Genomic DNA, 16411 nt, shown 5'->3' on the forward strand with positions numbered 1-16411 from the left:
TTTACATAAAGACTAGCATAAGCACACCTATAATGCTAGTCTTTCCATGTATTAAGGGAGGATATTTAAATGGATCTTAGTAAATTGAGTATAGTTTTTAAAATTGTTATCATAGGTATAGTATATATTATAATATTTTGGGCACTGGGAATAATGTACAAGGATGTTAAAAATGGAAGCAAGAGAGGTAGAAATGTCAATAGGAAATCCTTTGGACTTGAAGTAGTTAATCCAGGTGAAAATGCAAATCTTAGAAGAGGTGCTGTAATTCCAGTGCGAAGGGAGATAACCATAGGAAGAAAAAGCGATAATCAACTTATGCTAGAGGATCCGTATACCTCAGGACACCATGCAAGAATTTATGTGAAAAATGGAAAAGAATGTATACTAGAGGACATGGGAAGTACAAATGGTACTCTTTTAAATGGTAAAAAATTAAGAGGCAAGCATTATTTGGCTTCTGGTGATGAAATTAAAATTGGAAACACATCCTTTAAAGTTATAGGATGATAAAATATAATTAGTTTTTAAAAACTATCATGAATAAGTGGGTGGTGGAATATTGGATACTACTAGAGATGAAAAAAAGTTATTAAGATATACATATTTGTTATGTTTTGTATGCTTCCTCAATTTGGCAATTATAAAGCAACCTTTTGACAAAGGTGCTATGATAATGGCACTGGTAACTTGTCTTCTTATAGGATATTCTTACTTTGTAATAAGAAAATTTTTCTCCGACGGAGATAAATATATATTCATTTTTTCTAGTATATTGTCAGTTATAGGTATGGTGATGATATATAGAATAGATACTGCAGCATCTATTAAACAAATAATTTGGTTCGCAATTGGAGTTACTGGCTTCATACTCATTGTTGTGTTAATGCCAGATACTAGTGGATTCAGCAAGTATAAATATATATATTTAGTAGTTACATTAATATTTATGGCAATGGGTACTTTTTCAGGTATTGAAATTAATGGTTCAAAAAACTGGGTTAGCCTAGGTGGAATTCAGTTTCAGCCATCGGAATTTGGAAAACTATTTTTGGTAGCCTATTTAGCGGCAGAATTAAAGGATTACAAAAATTTTAAAAATTTAATAATACCTTGTGCAGTAGTAATGCTATCCTTAGTGTTTATGGTAATTCAAAGGGACCTTGGATCTGCTCTCATATTTTTTGGAATATCTGTAACTATGCTGTATATAGCTACTTCTAAATTTAGGTATGTAGCTATATGTTTTTTGCTTTCAGCAGCAGGGTCAGTAGTAAGCTATAGGTTGTTTAATCATGTTAGAACTAGAGTTATGATATGGAAAAATCCTTGGCCTTATGCAAATAATCAGAGTTATCAAATTGTCCAATCTATGTTTTCTATAGCATCTGGAGGACTTACTGGAACGGGACTTGGACTAGGACATCCGGAATATGTGCCTATTAATACTACAGATTTTATATTTGCGGTGTTGTGTGAAGAACTTGGAATACTTATAGGATTTGCCATAATAATACTGTACTTTTTATTGTTTTATAGATGTATGAGAGCTGCTGTCTATGGAAATGATAAATTCTCAAGACTTTTGGCAGTAGGCTATAGTGCAATGATTGCATCTCAGGTTTTAGTTATAGTTGGTGGTGTTATGAATGCTATTCCACTTACAGGTATAACGTTACCTCTTGTAAGCAGGGGAGGAAGTTCTATGCTAATAACATTTTTTTCACTGGGTATAATTCAGAAGATATCAGAAGAGGGTAGGTAGCATTATGAATAACATAGTGAACAATATAAAAAAAGTGATGATGGTCTTCTTAATATGCTTTATAGCACTTATTTCTTATATGACTTATTTTGAAATGGTAGTGGGACCTAAGATAGAGAATAGTCCTTATAACAGAAGATTATGGATAAAGAGAAATGAGGTGCTTAGAGGAACCATATATGATAGAAATGGTAATGCACTTACTAAGAGCGATCCTATAAATTCTGAAACTCAGAAAAGGGAATACACAGGGGGGGCAATGTTTGCCCATGTACTTGGATATGTGGATCAAAAATATGGAATTACAGGACTTGAGAAGAAATATGATGAACAGTTAATGTCCAGTAATATTCAGGATAGTATAAAGAGCCTTATCCAGAATAAGGGAAAATCTCAAAAGAAAGTTGGAAATAGTTTAAAAACAACTTTGGATTTGGAAACTCAAAAAATGGCTTATGACCTGCTTGATGGAAATAAAGGGGCAGTTGTGGCATTAAACCCAAAGACTGGTGAAGTAATAGCACTTGTGTCAAGACCTTCTTTTGATCCTAATGACCTTGCAAATACGTGGCAGCAGTTAAATCAGGATAAAACTAAACCTCTTTTAAATAGAGCTACAGCAGGACTTTATCCACCTGGATCTACTTTTAAAACGGTAACTGCTGTAAGTGCATTGGAAAATATATCAGGAATTCAAAATAGATATTTTCAGGATAATGGTGAACTTCCTTTAGGTGGAGGATATTCTCTGCACAATTTTGAAGGAGAGGTTCTTGGAAGCATTAATTTTAAACAAGCGTATACTCATTCTAGCAATGTTTATTTTGGATCACTTGGAATTGAGCTTGGAAATGACAGGTTAAAACAAACTGCTGAAAAGTTTTTCTTTAACAAGGAAATACCTACAGATGGAATACCTGTAGAACCTAGCAAATTTCCAGTGTTAAAATCCTATGAAAAGGGAAGTATAGCTCAGAGTGCCATAGGGCAGAGCAGTGATTTGGCAAGTCCACTTCAAATGGCAGTAGTTACAAGCACTATAGCCAATGGTGGTGTCTTCATGAAACCTCATTTGGTAAGCGATGTGCTTACAAGTAAAGGTGAAGAAGTAAAGAACATACAGGCAGAACAAGTAGGCCAAATAATTTCTTCAAATACAGCAAATACTATGAAAGATCTTATGAAATCTGTTGTAGAATCGGGAACAGGAACTAATGCTTCTGTGGAAGGTGTAGAAGTAGCAGGAAAAACGGGGACAGCAGATAATCAGACAGAAGGACCTGGTTCACCACCTCATTCCTGGTTTATAGGTTTTGCACCTTATGATGATCCACAGATAGCTGTGGCGGTAATTGTAGAAAATGGAGGACAGGGAGGAAAGTTAGCTGCTTCTATAGCTTCGCAAGTTATAAGAACAGCATTAAGAAAATAATTGAAATTTTAAAATTCCCCGGGAAATTTTGTTGTAAAAAGTAAATTTGTTGTAAATTTAATGTTATAATATAGGCAATAAGCGGATTATCGAATTATATGCAAAAATATCTAACATTATGACAGGATAAAAAGGAGAAAATATGAAGGGGAAAACTCATGCAGAAATGGGAATAGTTACTTTTTTGTCCGTTTACAATGTACTTCCGGGGAAATTTAATTATATGGGGCTTTTAGTAGTGGCATTTTCATCAATACTCCCAGATGTGGATCACCCTAAAAGTATAATAAACAAATATATACTTCCATTTAGAAATAAGACAAGTAAGATTATGGTGTATAGCTCTTTAGGGATAGGACTACTTTGGTACGATTATCTTTATACTAATGCACCTATTATTAAAGCTATTGGTATATCGTTTATAATAATAGCTGTATCTTCTCATAGAAATGGATTGACTCACAGCTTGATGGGGATGATATTGTTTTCTTTTATTATAGGATATTTAGGAAACATGTATAATGTACATTATTTGGTGTACTATTTTATGATAGGATATGGAATGCATCTCCTTTGTGACATGGTTACCAATAGAGGGGTACCCCTTTTTTACCCTTTTAAGAATAAAAAATTTAAGCTGCCGTTAACTTATAATACTAATTCTAAAATTGGTTCTGTAATAGAGGACTTTTTAATGATATTTGGGCTTTTATTTACAATATACAAGCTTCCAATCATATTTTGTAAGTAGTTTTAGGAGTGGATGTAGTGTTTGATTTTGAATATCAGTTAAAGGTATTACCGGATAAACCGGGAGTATATTTAATGAAAAACTCTTTAGGTGAGGTAATATATGTTGGAAAGGCAAAAATTTTAAAGAATAGAGTTAGGCAGTACTTTCAAAATTCTAAGAATCATTCTGAAAAGGTAAAGGCTATGGTGAAGCATATTGCTGAGTTTGAATATATAGTTACAGATTCAGAAATGGAAGCTCTTATTTTAGAATGTAATTTAATTAAAAAATATAGACCTAGGTATAATATTCTTTTAAAGGATGACAAAGGGTATCCTCTTATAAAAATAACAGTAAATGAGGATTTCCCGAGAATAATATCCGCTAGAAATATGGTAAAAGATGGATGCAAATATTTTGGACCTTATATCAGTCCTTCTGCTGTATATGAAACTATGGAAATTATAAAAAAGATATTTCCAATTAGAACTTGCAGACTGTCAATAAAAGAAGGAGAAGTGAAGGGAAGGCCTTGTTTAAACTACTATATAGGATTGTGTAAGGCTCCTTGCACTGGATATATTACTAAAGAGGAATACGGAAAAATCGTAAGTGGAGTTATGGATTTCTTATCGGGAAAAAATAGAGACATAAGTAAAAAACTTAAAGAAGATATGGAAATTGCCTCAGAAAAACTCGAATTTGAAAAAGCTGCAGAGTTGAGAGATAAAATTCTAGCAGTGCAAAAGATAATTGAAAAACAGAAGATAACCACTGGAGGATTTGAAGATGAAGATTTTATAAATATGTACTCAGATAATGTGGACAGCTGTGTTCAAGTATTTTTTTCCAGATCCGGAAAGATAATAGGAAGAGAGCATTTTATCTTAGAAAATACACAGGATTTGCCTAAGAGTGAAATAGTATCAAATTTTATAGAGGAATTTTATGGGGGAACTGCATATATAGCAAAAACAATATATGTGCCTGAAGCTGACGAAATTGAACTCCTCCAGAATTGGCTTAGTATGAAAAAAGATGCCCGGGTATATATTAAAATACCTCAAAAAGGAGAAAAAAGGGCTACTTTAAATATGGTGGAGGAAAATGCCAGGACAACTTTAAAAAATTTTAAATTGAAATTAATTCAAGATAAAAAGATGTACAATACTTCTCTTGAAGAACTTACAGAAGTATTAGATATGGAAGATATACCCCACAGAATAGAAGCATATGACATATCTAATATTCAGGGTGTGGACTCAGTAGGTACCATGGTAGTGTTTGAAGATGGAAGAGCTAAAAATAGTGATTATAGAAGATTCAAAATAAATTCTGTAAAAGGAGCCAATGACTACGATAGTATGAGGGAAATACTGACTAGAAGATTTAAACATGGCTTTGATGAGATAGAAAGAATAAAGAAAAAAAATTTGAAGTTTAGTGCAGGAAAGTTTTGTGCCTTTCCAGATTTAATTCTTATGGATGGTGGAAAGGGTCAGGTAAATGCGGCCTTGGAGGTGTTAAGAAAATTTAATATAGGCATACCTGTGTGTGGAATGGTAAAAGATGATAGACATAGGACTAGGGGACTTATATATAAAAATGAGGAAGTTTTGATATCTCCGCATTCCAATGTAATTAAACTCATTGCTAGAATACAAGATGAAGTTCATAGGTTTGCAATAACCTATCATAGGAGCTTGAGAAACAAAAGAGTACTTCATTCTGTATTAGAAGACATACCTAATGTAGGTAACAAGAGAAGAAAAGAATTGTTAAAAAAATTTGAAAGTATAGAGAATATAAAAAAAGCTGCAATGAATGAACTTATGGATACGCCTTCAATAGATAGACGTACGGCGGAAAGCATAATTTCATATTTTAAAAAGAATGAAAATTGAATATAGGATTTCTTTGCATCAGATGAAGCCAAAACTCCATCTGATGCAAAGAATTCTGTTTATAAATCCTATATTTTTTAACTTTATTTTGGAAAAAAATTTAGTTTGATAGATAAAAGAAAATATGATACAATTTGTAATTGCATTGTATATTATAATTACATAGAGTAACGCTTAATTTTAATTTTCAAGGAGAATATTTATAATGAATAAGTTTAAAGAGTTTGCTACAAATTTAGAGAAAATATTGGATAAAGAAGACATAAAAATAGACGAACCTATGAAGGAACATACTTCTTTTAGAGTAGGAGGTCCTGTAGATATATTAGTTACTCCTAAAAAATTTCAGGAAGTAGTAGATGTTATAACGTTATGTAAAGAACATAATATACCTTATTATATAATGGGAAATGGTTCTAATTTACTTGTTAAAGATGGCGGAATAAGAGGCATAATGATTAAACTTATAAAACTAAATGAAGTTAAAGTTGAGGACAATAAGATTATTACAGGAAGCGGCGTATCGCTAAAGGATATTTCAACTACTGCCCTTAATAACAAATTATCAGGTTTTGAATTTGCCTGTGGTATACCTGGAAGTGTAGGTGGGGCAGTTACAATGAATGCAGGTGCCTATAATGGTGAAATTTCGCATATTGTAGAAAGTGCAAAAGTTATAGATAATGAAGGAAAAATCAAAATATTAGATAGAAAACAATTAGAGTTGGAATATAGAAGCAGTTCCATTTTAAAATATAAATATACTGTCCTAGAAGTAACCTTTAATTTGGAGCACGGGGATTATGAGAAGATAAAAAACCGTGTAGAAGATTTAAATAGAAGGAGGAATGAAAAACAACCACTAGAATATCCATCTGCAGGAAGTACCTTTAAAAGGCCAGATGGTTATTTTGCTGCAAAACTTATAGAAGACAGTGGATTAAAGGGAAAGAGTGTAGGTGACGCCCAAGTATCTGAAAAACATTCGGGATTTATAATAAATAGAGGAAGTGCAACAGCAAAGGATATTTTAGATTTAATAGCTATTGTGCAGCATAAAGTTAAGGAAAAATTTAATGTAGATTTGTATACTGAAGTTAGGGTTATAGGGGAAGAGTAGAGAGTGGAGAATTGGTGCTGTGTATTGCACTGATTCCCCTTTTTAGGTTATATTTATTGTTGTAGTTTGTTGTGATATAATTAGAAAAAGTAAAAATATTTTTAAATGGAGGGATGTGACTATGAGATTTGTTATAGTGACAGGATTATCTGGAGCGGGAAAAACTCAGGCTATAAGAAGTTTAGAAGATTTAGGGTACTTTTGTGTAGATAATCTTCCTCCTACACTAATACCGAAATTTGCGGAAGCATGCTACAAAACTGATGGTAAAATAGATAAAATAGCCCTGGTAATAGATATAAGGGGAGGTCAATTTTTTAATGATATATTTGAAAGCTTGAATTATCTAAAGAAACAGGGTTATAAATATGAAATATTGTTTTTAGATGCTTCAGAGGAAGTACTTATTAAAAGATTCAAAGAATCCAGGAGAAAACATCCCCTAGCACCTGACGGAAGAATTCTAAATGGTATAATTATGGAAAGAAACAAACTTAGAGAATTGAAAGACAGGGCAGACAATATAATAGATACATCTAACTTAGTAACAAGGGAACTTAGAGAAGAGATAACTAAGATATATTCAGAAGAAGGACAGATGGAAACAGAGCTTATGATTACCGTACTCTCTTTTGGATTTAAATATGGCATACCTGTTGATTCAGATCTAGTATTTGATGTGAGATTTTTACCAAATCCTTTCTATATACCTGAGCTAAAAGAATATTCAGGCAAGGATACCTCTGTAATGAAATATATAATGAGTTTTAAGGAAACAAATGAATTTATAAATAAACTGGAGAACATGTTAGAATTTTTGATCCCAAATTATATAAAAGAAGGGAAGAGACAGCTGATTATCTCCATAGGATGTACCGGGGGAAGGCATCGCTCTGTATTTATTGCAAATGCCATTTATAGTAGACTAAAAAATAATGGACATAAGGTTAATATTGATCATAGAGATATAGAAGAAGATGTTAATAAAGGTGGTAAAAAATTATGAAGATTGTAGATTGGCTTAGACCTGGCATAAAAGTTAAAAGGTGGGTTATGCTTGGGGCCATGGGAGTACTCTTTATAATATTTGGAGTAATAGAATTTGTAAACAGAAGATTTTACAGCCTTTATTATATATCATTTTATGTATTTTTAATCATATCCGGGATATTTGTAGTGTATATTTCCATAACTCAAGGTATGAGGTCTATAATAGCACTTATAAATAAAGGATATTTAAGTGTGTCTCTAGATTCCAGAAAGTTGGAAAATTTAATATATGAAAAACGTCTTTTGGTAAAAGGTCCTAAAATCGTTGCTATTGGAGGAGGAACTGGCCTTTCCACTATGCTAAGAGGACTTAAATACTATACGTCTAATATAACTGCTATAGTAACTGTAGCAGATGATGGAGGAGGTTCTGGAGATTTAAGGGAAGATCTTGGAATGCTCCCACCAGGAGATATAAGAAACTGTATAATGGCACTTGCTGATACTGAGCCACTTATGGAAGATTTACTCCAGTATAGGTTTAAGGATGGAAGATTGAAAAATCAGAGCTTTGGAAATTTATTTTTGGCAGCTATGGATGGAATATCTGGGAATTTTGAAGAAGCTGTCCATAAGATGAGTTCTGTACTTGCGGTAACAGGTAAGGTAATGCCTGTTACCCTTGACAATTTAACTTTAAAGGCCAGATTAAAAGATGGATCTATTGTAGAGGGAGAATCAAATATTCCTCAAAAAGCATTGGAAAGAAATAGTCCAATAGATAAAGTTTTTATAGAACCTAGAGATGCTAGGGCATTAAAAGAAGCTGTAGAGGCTATAAAAGAAGCCGATGCAGTAATACTTGGACCAGGCAGCTTATATACTAGTGTAATACCAAATCTTTTAGTTGGTGATATAGCTAATGCACTGCAAAATACAAATGCTGTAAAACTTTATGTTTCAAATATAATGACTCAACCGGGAGAGACAGATGGATTTTCTGTAGAAGACCATATTAGGGCTATATTTAACCATGTCGGTGCCCCTATAATAGATTATGTAATTATAAATGTAGGTAAAATAAATACGGAGTTAGAAGGGAAATATAAAGAAGAAGAATCTCATTTAGTTAAAATAAATGAGGATTTAGTAGATTCTATGGGAGTAAAAGTAATTGAAGGAGATTTTATAAGTATTAAGAATGGACTTATAAGGCATAATTCTGAAAAATTAGCTTCCATACTTATAGAAACTATTATGGATAAAAAGCTGCTATTTGATAGAAAGAAGATAATAGAATATTTCTATCTATCAGAAAGATTAAAGGAAAATAGGAGATAAGTGGGAGATATATATGTCATTTTCATTAAAGGTAAAAAATGAAGTTTGTAGGTATTCGGATATAGATGAGGAAGAAGCTATAGCAGAATTGTCTGCCATAATGAAGGTTAGTGGAACTTTGATGCTTGGAGGGAATAGGCAGTTTAGCTTTAAGATAATTACTGAAAATGCTGCAATTGCCAGATTCATATTTAAGATATTGAAGGATATTTTTCATATACATACTAGAATACTGGTTAAAAGGAGTAATTCTTTAAAAAAAAATAATGTGTACGTAATAATGATAACGGAAGATACAGATGTAAGATCCATACTTAAAAAAGTAGGACTTTTAAAGGAAGAAGAAGATGTTTTTTCACTGGATTATAGTATACCAAAAAGTATTAGTGAAAATGAAAAACTAAAAAAGGCATATATAAGGGGAGCTTTTTTAGGTGGTGGGAGCATAAGTAATCCAGAAAAGACATATCACCTTGAATTTGTAACTCATGACAATGATTATGCCTTGGATTTGAGTAAACTTATAAATGGATATGGATTAAGTTCTAAAGTAATACAGAGAAAGAGCAGTTTTATAGTGTATATTAAAGAGGGAGAGCAGATAGTGGATCTTTTAAATATAATAGGAGCACACTCTTCTCTTTTGGAATTAGAGAACATAAGGATAATGAAGGAGATGAGGAATAACGTAAATAGGCTGGTGAATTGTGAGACTGCAAATTTGAGTAAAACTGTTAATGCAGCAGTAAGACAAATGGAGAGTATAAAGCTTATACAAAAAGAAATAGGGTTAAGTAGGCTGCCTGAAAATTTAAGGGATATTGCAGAACTTAGGTTAAATTATCCGGATGAATCTTTGAAGGAATTAGGTGAAATGTTGAACCCTAAAGTAGGTAAATCTGGAGTAAATCACAGACTTAGGAGAATTGAGAAAATAGCAGATGAACTGAGAAAAGAAAGGTAGGCACAGATTATATGTCAAAACATGAGGATATAATCAAGTACATACTTTCACTAGAAACTGGTACTAAAATTTCAGTGAGAAGTATAGCAAGTGAGTTAGGGGTTAGTGATGGAACGGCATATAGGGCTATAAAAGATTCAGATAGCCTTGGAATAGTCACTACAATTCCAAGAGTGGGAACTGTGCGAATTGAAAAAGTTGAAAAGAAAAATATGGAGTCTCTAACTTATGGTGAAGTAATAAATATAGTAGATGGAAGTTTGCTTGGGGGAAAAAATGGAGTACATAAAGTGCTGCATCGATTTATAATAGGAGCTATGACCATAGAGGCCATGAAACAGTATATAAAAAAAGATTGTTTAGTCATAATAGGGAATAGAGAAGAAGCACAAAGACTTGCCCTTTTAAACGATGCAGGAGTACTTATAACTGGTGGCTTTGGATGCAGCAATCAGATAAAGAACCTGGCTAACGAAAAGTGTCTTCCAATAATATCTACTAGCTATGATACTTTTACTGTAGCTAGTATGATAAATAAAGCTATTTCAGAAAATTTAATAAAAAAAGAAATAGTACTTGTAGAAGATATAATGCAAATTAACCCGTCTTATCTTAATGTTAAAGATACGGTACTTAAATGGAAGCAAATGATGAAAGAATTTAAACATGACAGATATCCTGTAGTAGATGATGAAAATAAACTAGTAGGAATTGTTGCACCAAAGGATTTACCAAGTCATGGTTCTGATGACGAGCTTATAAGTAGAGTTATGTCTAAAGAACCCATTACGGTGACACCTAAAACTACGGTTGCCTATGCAGCTCACATAATGGGCTGGGACGGTATAGAATTATTTCCTGTAGTAAAGGGGAAAAAATTAGTTGGAGTTATAACTAGGAGAGATGTAATAAAAGCACTTCAATATATGGCAAGGCAGCCTCAATTAGCAGAAACCCTTGAAGATGCTATATTGAAAAAATTTGAATTCCAAATTAAAGATGGAAGAAACTGTTTTACAGGAAAAATAACCCCTGAAATGTTGGACTCTATGGGAACAGGCTCCTGGGGTACTTTGAATATGCTTTTATCTACCATGGCAATTGTAATCTTAAGGCAGAAAAATAATGCCAATATACTTGTAGATAGCATAGCTACATATTTTATGAAACCTGTACAAATTGATAACGAAATCACTATATATGTAGATATAATAGGAAAGGGTATAAATTACTGCAGAGTAGAAGTTAATATGTTTGATGATAAAAATGATATAGTGGGAAAAAGCATTTTATCTGCAAAAATGATAAGAAGGTAATTAATTCACAATGCACGATGCACAATTCACAATTAAGGATGATTTCCTTCCGTTAAAACTTTAGAAAATCTAAAATATAGCATTATTGAAGAAAAACTTCAATAAGCTTCGTATGTGCGAAAGTTGAGTTATTTAGTTTAAAGGAGGAGGGATGATTTAATGGGTGAAGAAAAACATAAATGGGTGAGTTTACACCAGCATACGGAATATTCCCTCCTGGATTCTTCAGCTAAAATTCCAGAACTTATAGCTAGGGCAAAAGAACTTGGAATGGATAGTATGGCAATAACAGACCATGGTGTTATGTATGGGTGTGTGGAATTTTATAAAGAAGCAAAGGCCCAGGGAATCAAGCCTATAATAGGCTGTGAAATATATGTATCTCAGGGAGATATGACTATAAAGCAAAATAATGGCAAAAATGAAAATTACCATCTGGTGCTTTTGGTGAAAAATGAAGAAGGATATCAAAATTTAATGAAAATAGTATCCACAGCTTCTATAAAAGGATTTTACTATAAACCAAGGGTAGACCATGATTATTTGAAAAATCACAGTGAAGGGCTAATAGCACTAAGTGCTTGTATGAGTGGTGAAGTTCAATCCAATATATTAAAAGGAAATATAGATAAAGCTGAAGAGACAGCTTTGTTTTATAAAAATACTTTTAAAGATGGTTTTTATTTAGAAGTTCAATATCATGGAATAGCAGATCAGCTCAAGATAAATGAACAGTTGATTTCTATGTCTAAAAAATTAAACATACCTTTGGTTGCTACAAATGATGTGCATTATATAAAAAAGGAAGATTACAGGGCTCATGATATTTTACTTTGTATACAAACTGGTAAAACTGTAGATGAAGAAAATAGAATGAGATATCCTTCGGATGAATTTTATCTAAAGTCGCCAGATGAGATGTATGATATGTTTTCCAACGTGCCAGAGTCTCTAGAGAATACGATTAAAATAGCAGATCAATGTAATTTTGACTATGAGTTTCATAAATCAAAGCTTCCTAAATTTCCCCTACCGGAAGACACAGATCCTTATGAGTACATGAAGGATTTATGCTATAAGGGACTTTATAAAAGATATAATGATGTAACAGATGAATTGAAAAGTAGGCTGGAATATGAGCTGGGCATAATAAAGAAAATGGGCTATGTTGACTACTTTCTTATAGTATGGGATTTTATAAGATTTGCGAGAAAAAATGGGATAATGACAGGACCTGGACGAGGAAGTGGAGCAGGTTCTATAGTTGCCTATACACTTGAAATAACTAAAATAGATCCTATAAAATATAAGCTTATATTTGAACGTTTCCTAAATCCTGAAAGAGTTTCTATGCCGGATATTGACAGTGATTTTTGTTATGAAAGGCGTGGAGAAGTAATAGATTATGTGGTAGAAAAGTATGGAAAAGACAGTGTGTCTCAAATTATAACTTTTGGAACTATGGCAGCTAAGATGTGTATAAGAGATGTAGGTAGAGCGATGAATTACAGTTATGGGGAAGTAGATAGAATAGCCAAAATGATACCTTCAATTCCCAATATAACTATAGATAAAGCACTTGATATGAATCCTGAGTTTAAAGAAGCTTATGACAGTGAGTCAAGAACTAAAGAACTTATAGATATTGCTAGAGCACTTGAAGGACTTCCAAGGCATACATCTACCCATGCGGCAGGAGTTGTTATAGCTTCAGAACCTCTTGTAAATTATGTGCCACTTCAAAAAAATGAAGATAATATAGTTACACAATTTACTATGAACACTCTGGAGGAGCTAGGACTTCTCAAAATGGACTTTTTAGGATTGCGTACGTTGACTGTTTTAAGAGATGCTGTTGAAATGATTAAAGAGGATAAGGGTATAGAAATTGATTTAGATACTATAGATTATGATGATAAAGCTGTTTACAATATGATAGGTGAAGGAAAAACTGTAGGGGTATTTCAACTTGAATCGCCTGGTTTTAGTTCTTTTATGAAGGAACTAAAACCAGATTCTTTGGAGGATATAATAGCAGGGATAAGCCTTTATAGACCAGGACCTATGTCAGAAATACCCAAATATATTAAAAACAAAAATAACCCTGAGGGAATAGAATATGTAACCCCTCAGCTTGAACACATTCTTTCTGTTACTTATGGATGCATGGTATACCAGGAACAGGTAATGCAAATTGTAAGGGATTTAGCAGGATATTCCATGGGTCGAAGTGATCTGGTAAGACGTGCTATGTCAAAAAAGAAGCACCATGTTATGGAGGAAGAGAGACATAATTTTGTATATGGAATTGTAGATGAAAAAGGAGAAATACAGGTACCAGGCTGTGTGCGCAATGGTATATCTGAAAAAATAGCCAATGACATATTTGATTCTATGATGGATTTTGCATCCTATGCATTTAACAAATCACATGCTGCAGCCTATGCTGTAGTGGCATTTAGAACGGCGTATTTAATGTATTATTATCCTACTGAGTTTACAGCAGCTATGCTAAATAGTGTAAAAGGAGATAGTGAAAAAGTAGCCTATTATATAAGGTTTGCCAAAAGTATTGGAATAGAAATAATGCCTCCAAGTATTAATGAAAGCTGTACAAAGTTTACAGTAGAAGATGGAAATATAAGATTTGGGTTATCTGCTATAAAAAATGTAGGTGAAAATGTAATAGATAGTATAGTTAGATCAAGGTCAAAACATGGTAAGTTTAAAGACCTGGTGGATTTCTGTAATAGTATAGACTTAAATTCTATAAACAAGAGGGTAGTGGAGAGTTTAATTAAAGCAGGTGCTTTTGACTGTTTTGGAGTGCTGAGGTCTCAACTTATAGCAGTACATGAAAAAGTAATTGACAGCGTTATAAATTCTAGAAAAAAGAATATAGAAGGACAGGTGAGCTTATTTTCTCAAATTGAAGACAGCAGTGTAAGAATAAAGTATCCTTCTATAGAAGAATTTAAGAAAATGGATATGCTAGCTATGGAAAAGGAAATGACTGGATTATACCTTTCAGGACATCCGCTGGATGAATATGCAAGGACATTAGAATTGCAGGCAAATACTAAAATATCTGATATAGTAGGTAGGAAGACTTTAGAAGATAATTTTGTAGAGGAAGCTAAAGTAAATGATGGAGATAGAGTTATAGTTGGTGGGATACTCTCCGAAGTATCTAAAAAGATTACTAAAAATAATGATATGATGGCTTTTGCAAAGTTAGAAGATCTTTATGGAATTATGGAGATAATAGTATTTCCCAAAGTGTTTCAGAGATTCAAGAGCCTAATTGAAGATGATTATATGATCATAGTGAAAGGAAGAGTAAGTGTTAGGGAAGATGAACAGCCTAAGCTTCTTTGTGAAGTTATAGAGCCTCTGGTGAGAATAGATACGGAAAAACTTTATATTTTGATTGAAGATCAAGATATTTTAAAAGAAGCTTTAGAGACACTTAGATCAGTATTTGTAAATTTTAAAGGAAATATTCCTGTATATTTGTGCACAAAAAAAGAAAGAAAAAAGTTTAGGTTGGACAGGGAATTATGGATAAAATCTGATTTGGAACTTATGTCTTTTTTAAGAAAAAACTTTGGAGATAATAATGTAAAAATTATATAGATAAGAAGTATATTTTTGTGATAAAACAACCAAAATATTATAAGAAAGAGATTCTTATAATATTTTGGCTATTAGAATTTTATTTGAATAAAGTTCATAATGTGGTGAAAAGTACATAATTGTATGTTATAATTATGATTGTAATTGTAGTAAATTAAGTTGGTTTTAACTAAAGCGGGACATAAATAGTCCCTGCGGTCATAGGGGGTGTGCATATGAAAACAATAGCTGTATTAACAAGTGGAGGAGATGCTCCTGGCATGAATGCTGCTATAAGGGCAGTAGTGAGGACAGCTCTAGATAAAAACTTAAACGTAATGGGAATTAAAAGAGGATATAGTGGATTAATGAATGGCGAAATAGTACCCATGCAGAGAAGTAGTGTTGCAGACATTATACAAAGGGGAGGAACTATATTAAAAACTGCTAGATCTAAGGAATTTAAAACAGAAGAAGGAAGAAAAAGAGCAGTAAATATATTAAAAACATTTAGAATAGATGGATTAGTAGTAATAGGTGGAGATGGATCCTTTAGGGGGGCTAATGAATTATCTAAATTAGGAATAGCTACGATAGGATTACCTGGAACTATAGATAATGATTTGGCATATACAGATTTTACTATAGGATTTGATACAGCAGTAAATACCGTTTTAGATGCTATAAATAAGTTAAGAGATACCTCTACTTCTCATGAAAGAGTAAGTATTGTAGAGGTTATGGGAAGAAATTGTGGAGATATAGCTCTTTATTCTGGGCTTGCAGGTGGAGCTGAAAATATAATTTTACCTGAAAAAGGATATGATGAACAAGAATTGTGTAGAGGTATATTAGAAGCAAAGATGAAGGGAAAAATGCACAATTTAATATTACTTGCAGAAGGTATTGGTGGAGCTGAAGCTTTAGCTGAGAAGGTTGAGAATATTACTGGTATAGAAACTCGAGCTACAAAACTTGGACATATTCAAAGAGGAGGAAGTCCTACTTGTTCAGATAGAATTTTAGCTTCAAGATTTGGATATAGGGCTGTTGAATTGTTAGAGCAAGGAAAGTCTTCTAGAGTTGTTGGAACTAGAAATGGTAAAGTTATTGATTTGGATATAAATGAGGCATTAAGCCAGCCAAGAAGGTTTGATGAAAAGCTGTATGAGATAGCTTATGCGCTAGCGTAAATAATATTTTAAACCAATTTTGTGTTAAGGAGTGTGTT

The 16411-nt window shown here is 32.7% G+C and carries 12 protein-coding genes; all 12 read left to right on the forward strand.

Annotated elements, in window-relative coordinates; genetic code table 11:
• The first annotated feature begins 69 nt into the window (after positions 1 to 69).
• Positions 70 to 510, forward strand: coding sequence for an FHA domain-containing protein (locus tag DMR38_RS01455; protein WP_127719663.1), 441 nt, complete (start codon positions 70 to 72; stop codon positions 508 to 510).
• A 52-nt stretch (positions 511 to 562) separates the two neighbouring features.
• Positions 563 to 1765: an FtsW/RodA/SpoVE family cell cycle protein gene (locus tag DMR38_RS01460; RefSeq protein ID WP_127719664.1), complete on the forward strand. Its 1203-nt coding sequence runs from the start codon at positions 563 to 565 to the stop codon at positions 1763 to 1765.
• Between the two features lie 4 nt (positions 1766 to 1769).
• On the forward strand, positions 1770 to 3197 hold the full coding sequence (locus DMR38_RS01465) for a penicillin-binding transpeptidase domain-containing protein (RefSeq protein WP_127719665.1): 1428 nt from the start codon (positions 1770 to 1772) through the stop codon (positions 3195 to 3197).
• A gap of 142 nt (positions 3198 to 3339) precedes the next feature.
• A complete protein-coding gene (locus DMR38_RS01470) occupies positions 3340 to 3948 on the forward strand; it encodes a metal-dependent hydrolase (protein ID WP_127719666.1) in 609 nt (202 codons plus the stop codon).
• A gap of 17 nt (positions 3949 to 3965) precedes the next feature.
• On the forward strand, positions 3966 to 5834 hold the full coding sequence (uvrC, locus tag DMR38_RS01475; RefSeq protein ID WP_127719667.1) for an excinuclease ABC subunit UvrC: 1869 nt from the start codon (positions 3966 to 3968) through the stop codon (positions 5832 to 5834).
• Between the two features lie 205 nt (positions 5835 to 6039).
• Positions 6040 to 6954, forward strand: coding sequence for a UDP-N-acetylmuramate dehydrogenase (gene murB / locus DMR38_RS01480; RefSeq protein ID WP_127719668.1), 915 nt, complete (start codon positions 6040 to 6042; stop codon positions 6952 to 6954).
• 121 nt (positions 6955 to 7075) lie between these two features.
• Positions 7076 to 7960: an RNase adapter RapZ gene (gene rapZ / locus DMR38_RS01485; RefSeq protein WP_127719669.1), complete on the forward strand. Its 885-nt coding sequence runs from the start codon at positions 7076 to 7078 to the stop codon at positions 7958 to 7960.
• Positions 7957 to 9285, forward strand: coding sequence for a gluconeogenesis factor YvcK family protein (locus DMR38_RS01490; protein ID WP_127719670.1), 1329 nt, complete (start codon positions 7957 to 7959; stop codon positions 9283 to 9285). The genes rapZ and DMR38_RS01490 overlap by 4 nt, the downstream gene beginning before the upstream one ends.
• Before the next feature lie 13 nt (positions 9286 to 9298).
• Positions 9299 to 10249, forward strand: a complete 951-nt coding sequence (whiA, locus tag DMR38_RS01495) for a DNA-binding protein WhiA (protein WP_127719671.1) — start codon at positions 9299 to 9301, stop codon at positions 10247 to 10249.
• An 11-nt stretch (positions 10250 to 10260) separates the two neighbouring features.
• On the forward strand, positions 10261 to 11565 hold the full coding sequence (locus tag DMR38_RS01500) for a DRTGG domain-containing protein (RefSeq protein WP_127719672.1): 1305 nt from the start codon (positions 10261 to 10263) through the stop codon (positions 11563 to 11565).
• Between the two features lie 159 nt (positions 11566 to 11724).
• Positions 11725 to 15201: a DNA polymerase III subunit alpha gene (locus DMR38_RS01505; protein ID WP_127719673.1), complete on the forward strand. Its 3477-nt coding sequence runs from the start codon at positions 11725 to 11727 to the stop codon at positions 15199 to 15201.
• A gap of 215 nt (positions 15202 to 15416) precedes the next feature.
• Positions 15417 to 16373: a 6-phosphofructokinase gene (gene pfkA, locus DMR38_RS01510; protein ID WP_127719674.1), complete on the forward strand. Its 957-nt coding sequence runs from the start codon at positions 15417 to 15419 to the stop codon at positions 16371 to 16373.
• Positions 16374 to 16411 lie beyond the last annotated feature (38 nt).

This window comes from Clostridium sp. AWRP, from assembly GCF_004006395.2.
Taxonomy (GTDB): Bacteria; Bacillota; Clostridia; order Clostridiales; family Clostridiaceae; genus Clostridium_B.

Excerpts from the sequence above, each read along its gene's own strand:
- DMR38_RS01455 (WP_127719663.1), top strand. The coding sequence starts at position 70 with ATGGATCTTAGTAAATTGAGTATAGTTTTTAAAATTGTTATCATAGGT.
- DMR38_RS01465 (WP_127719665.1), top strand. The coding sequence starts at position 1,770 with ATGAATAACATAGTGAACAATATAAAAAAAGTGATGATGGTCTTCTTA.
- DMR38_RS01470 (WP_127719666.1), top strand. The coding sequence starts at position 3,340 with ATGAAGGGGAAAACTCATGCAGAAATGGGAATAGTTACTTTTTTGTCC.
- murB (WP_127719668.1), top strand. The coding sequence starts at position 6,040 with ATGAATAAGTTTAAAGAGTTTGCTACAAATTTAGAGAAAATATTGGAT.
- rapZ (WP_127719669.1), top strand. The coding sequence starts at position 7,076 with ATGAGATTTGTTATAGTGACAGGATTATCTGGAGCGGGAAAAACTCAG.
- DMR38_RS01490 (WP_127719670.1), top strand. The coding sequence starts at position 7,957 with ATGAAGATTGTAGATTGGCTTAGACCTGGCATAAAAGTTAAAAGGTGG.
- whiA (WP_127719671.1), top strand. The coding sequence starts at position 9,299 with ATGTCATTTTCATTAAAGGTAAAAAATGAAGTTTGTAGGTATTCGGAT.
- DMR38_RS01500 (WP_127719672.1), top strand. The coding sequence starts at position 10,261 with ATGTCAAAACATGAGGATATAATCAAGTACATACTTTCACTAGAAACT.
- DMR38_RS01505 (WP_127719673.1), top strand. The coding sequence starts at position 11,725 with ATGGGTGAAGAAAAACATAAATGGGTGAGTTTACACCAGCATACGGAA.
- pfkA (WP_127719674.1), top strand. The coding sequence starts at position 15,417 with ATGAAAACAATAGCTGTATTAACAAGTGGAGGAGATGCTCCTGGCATG.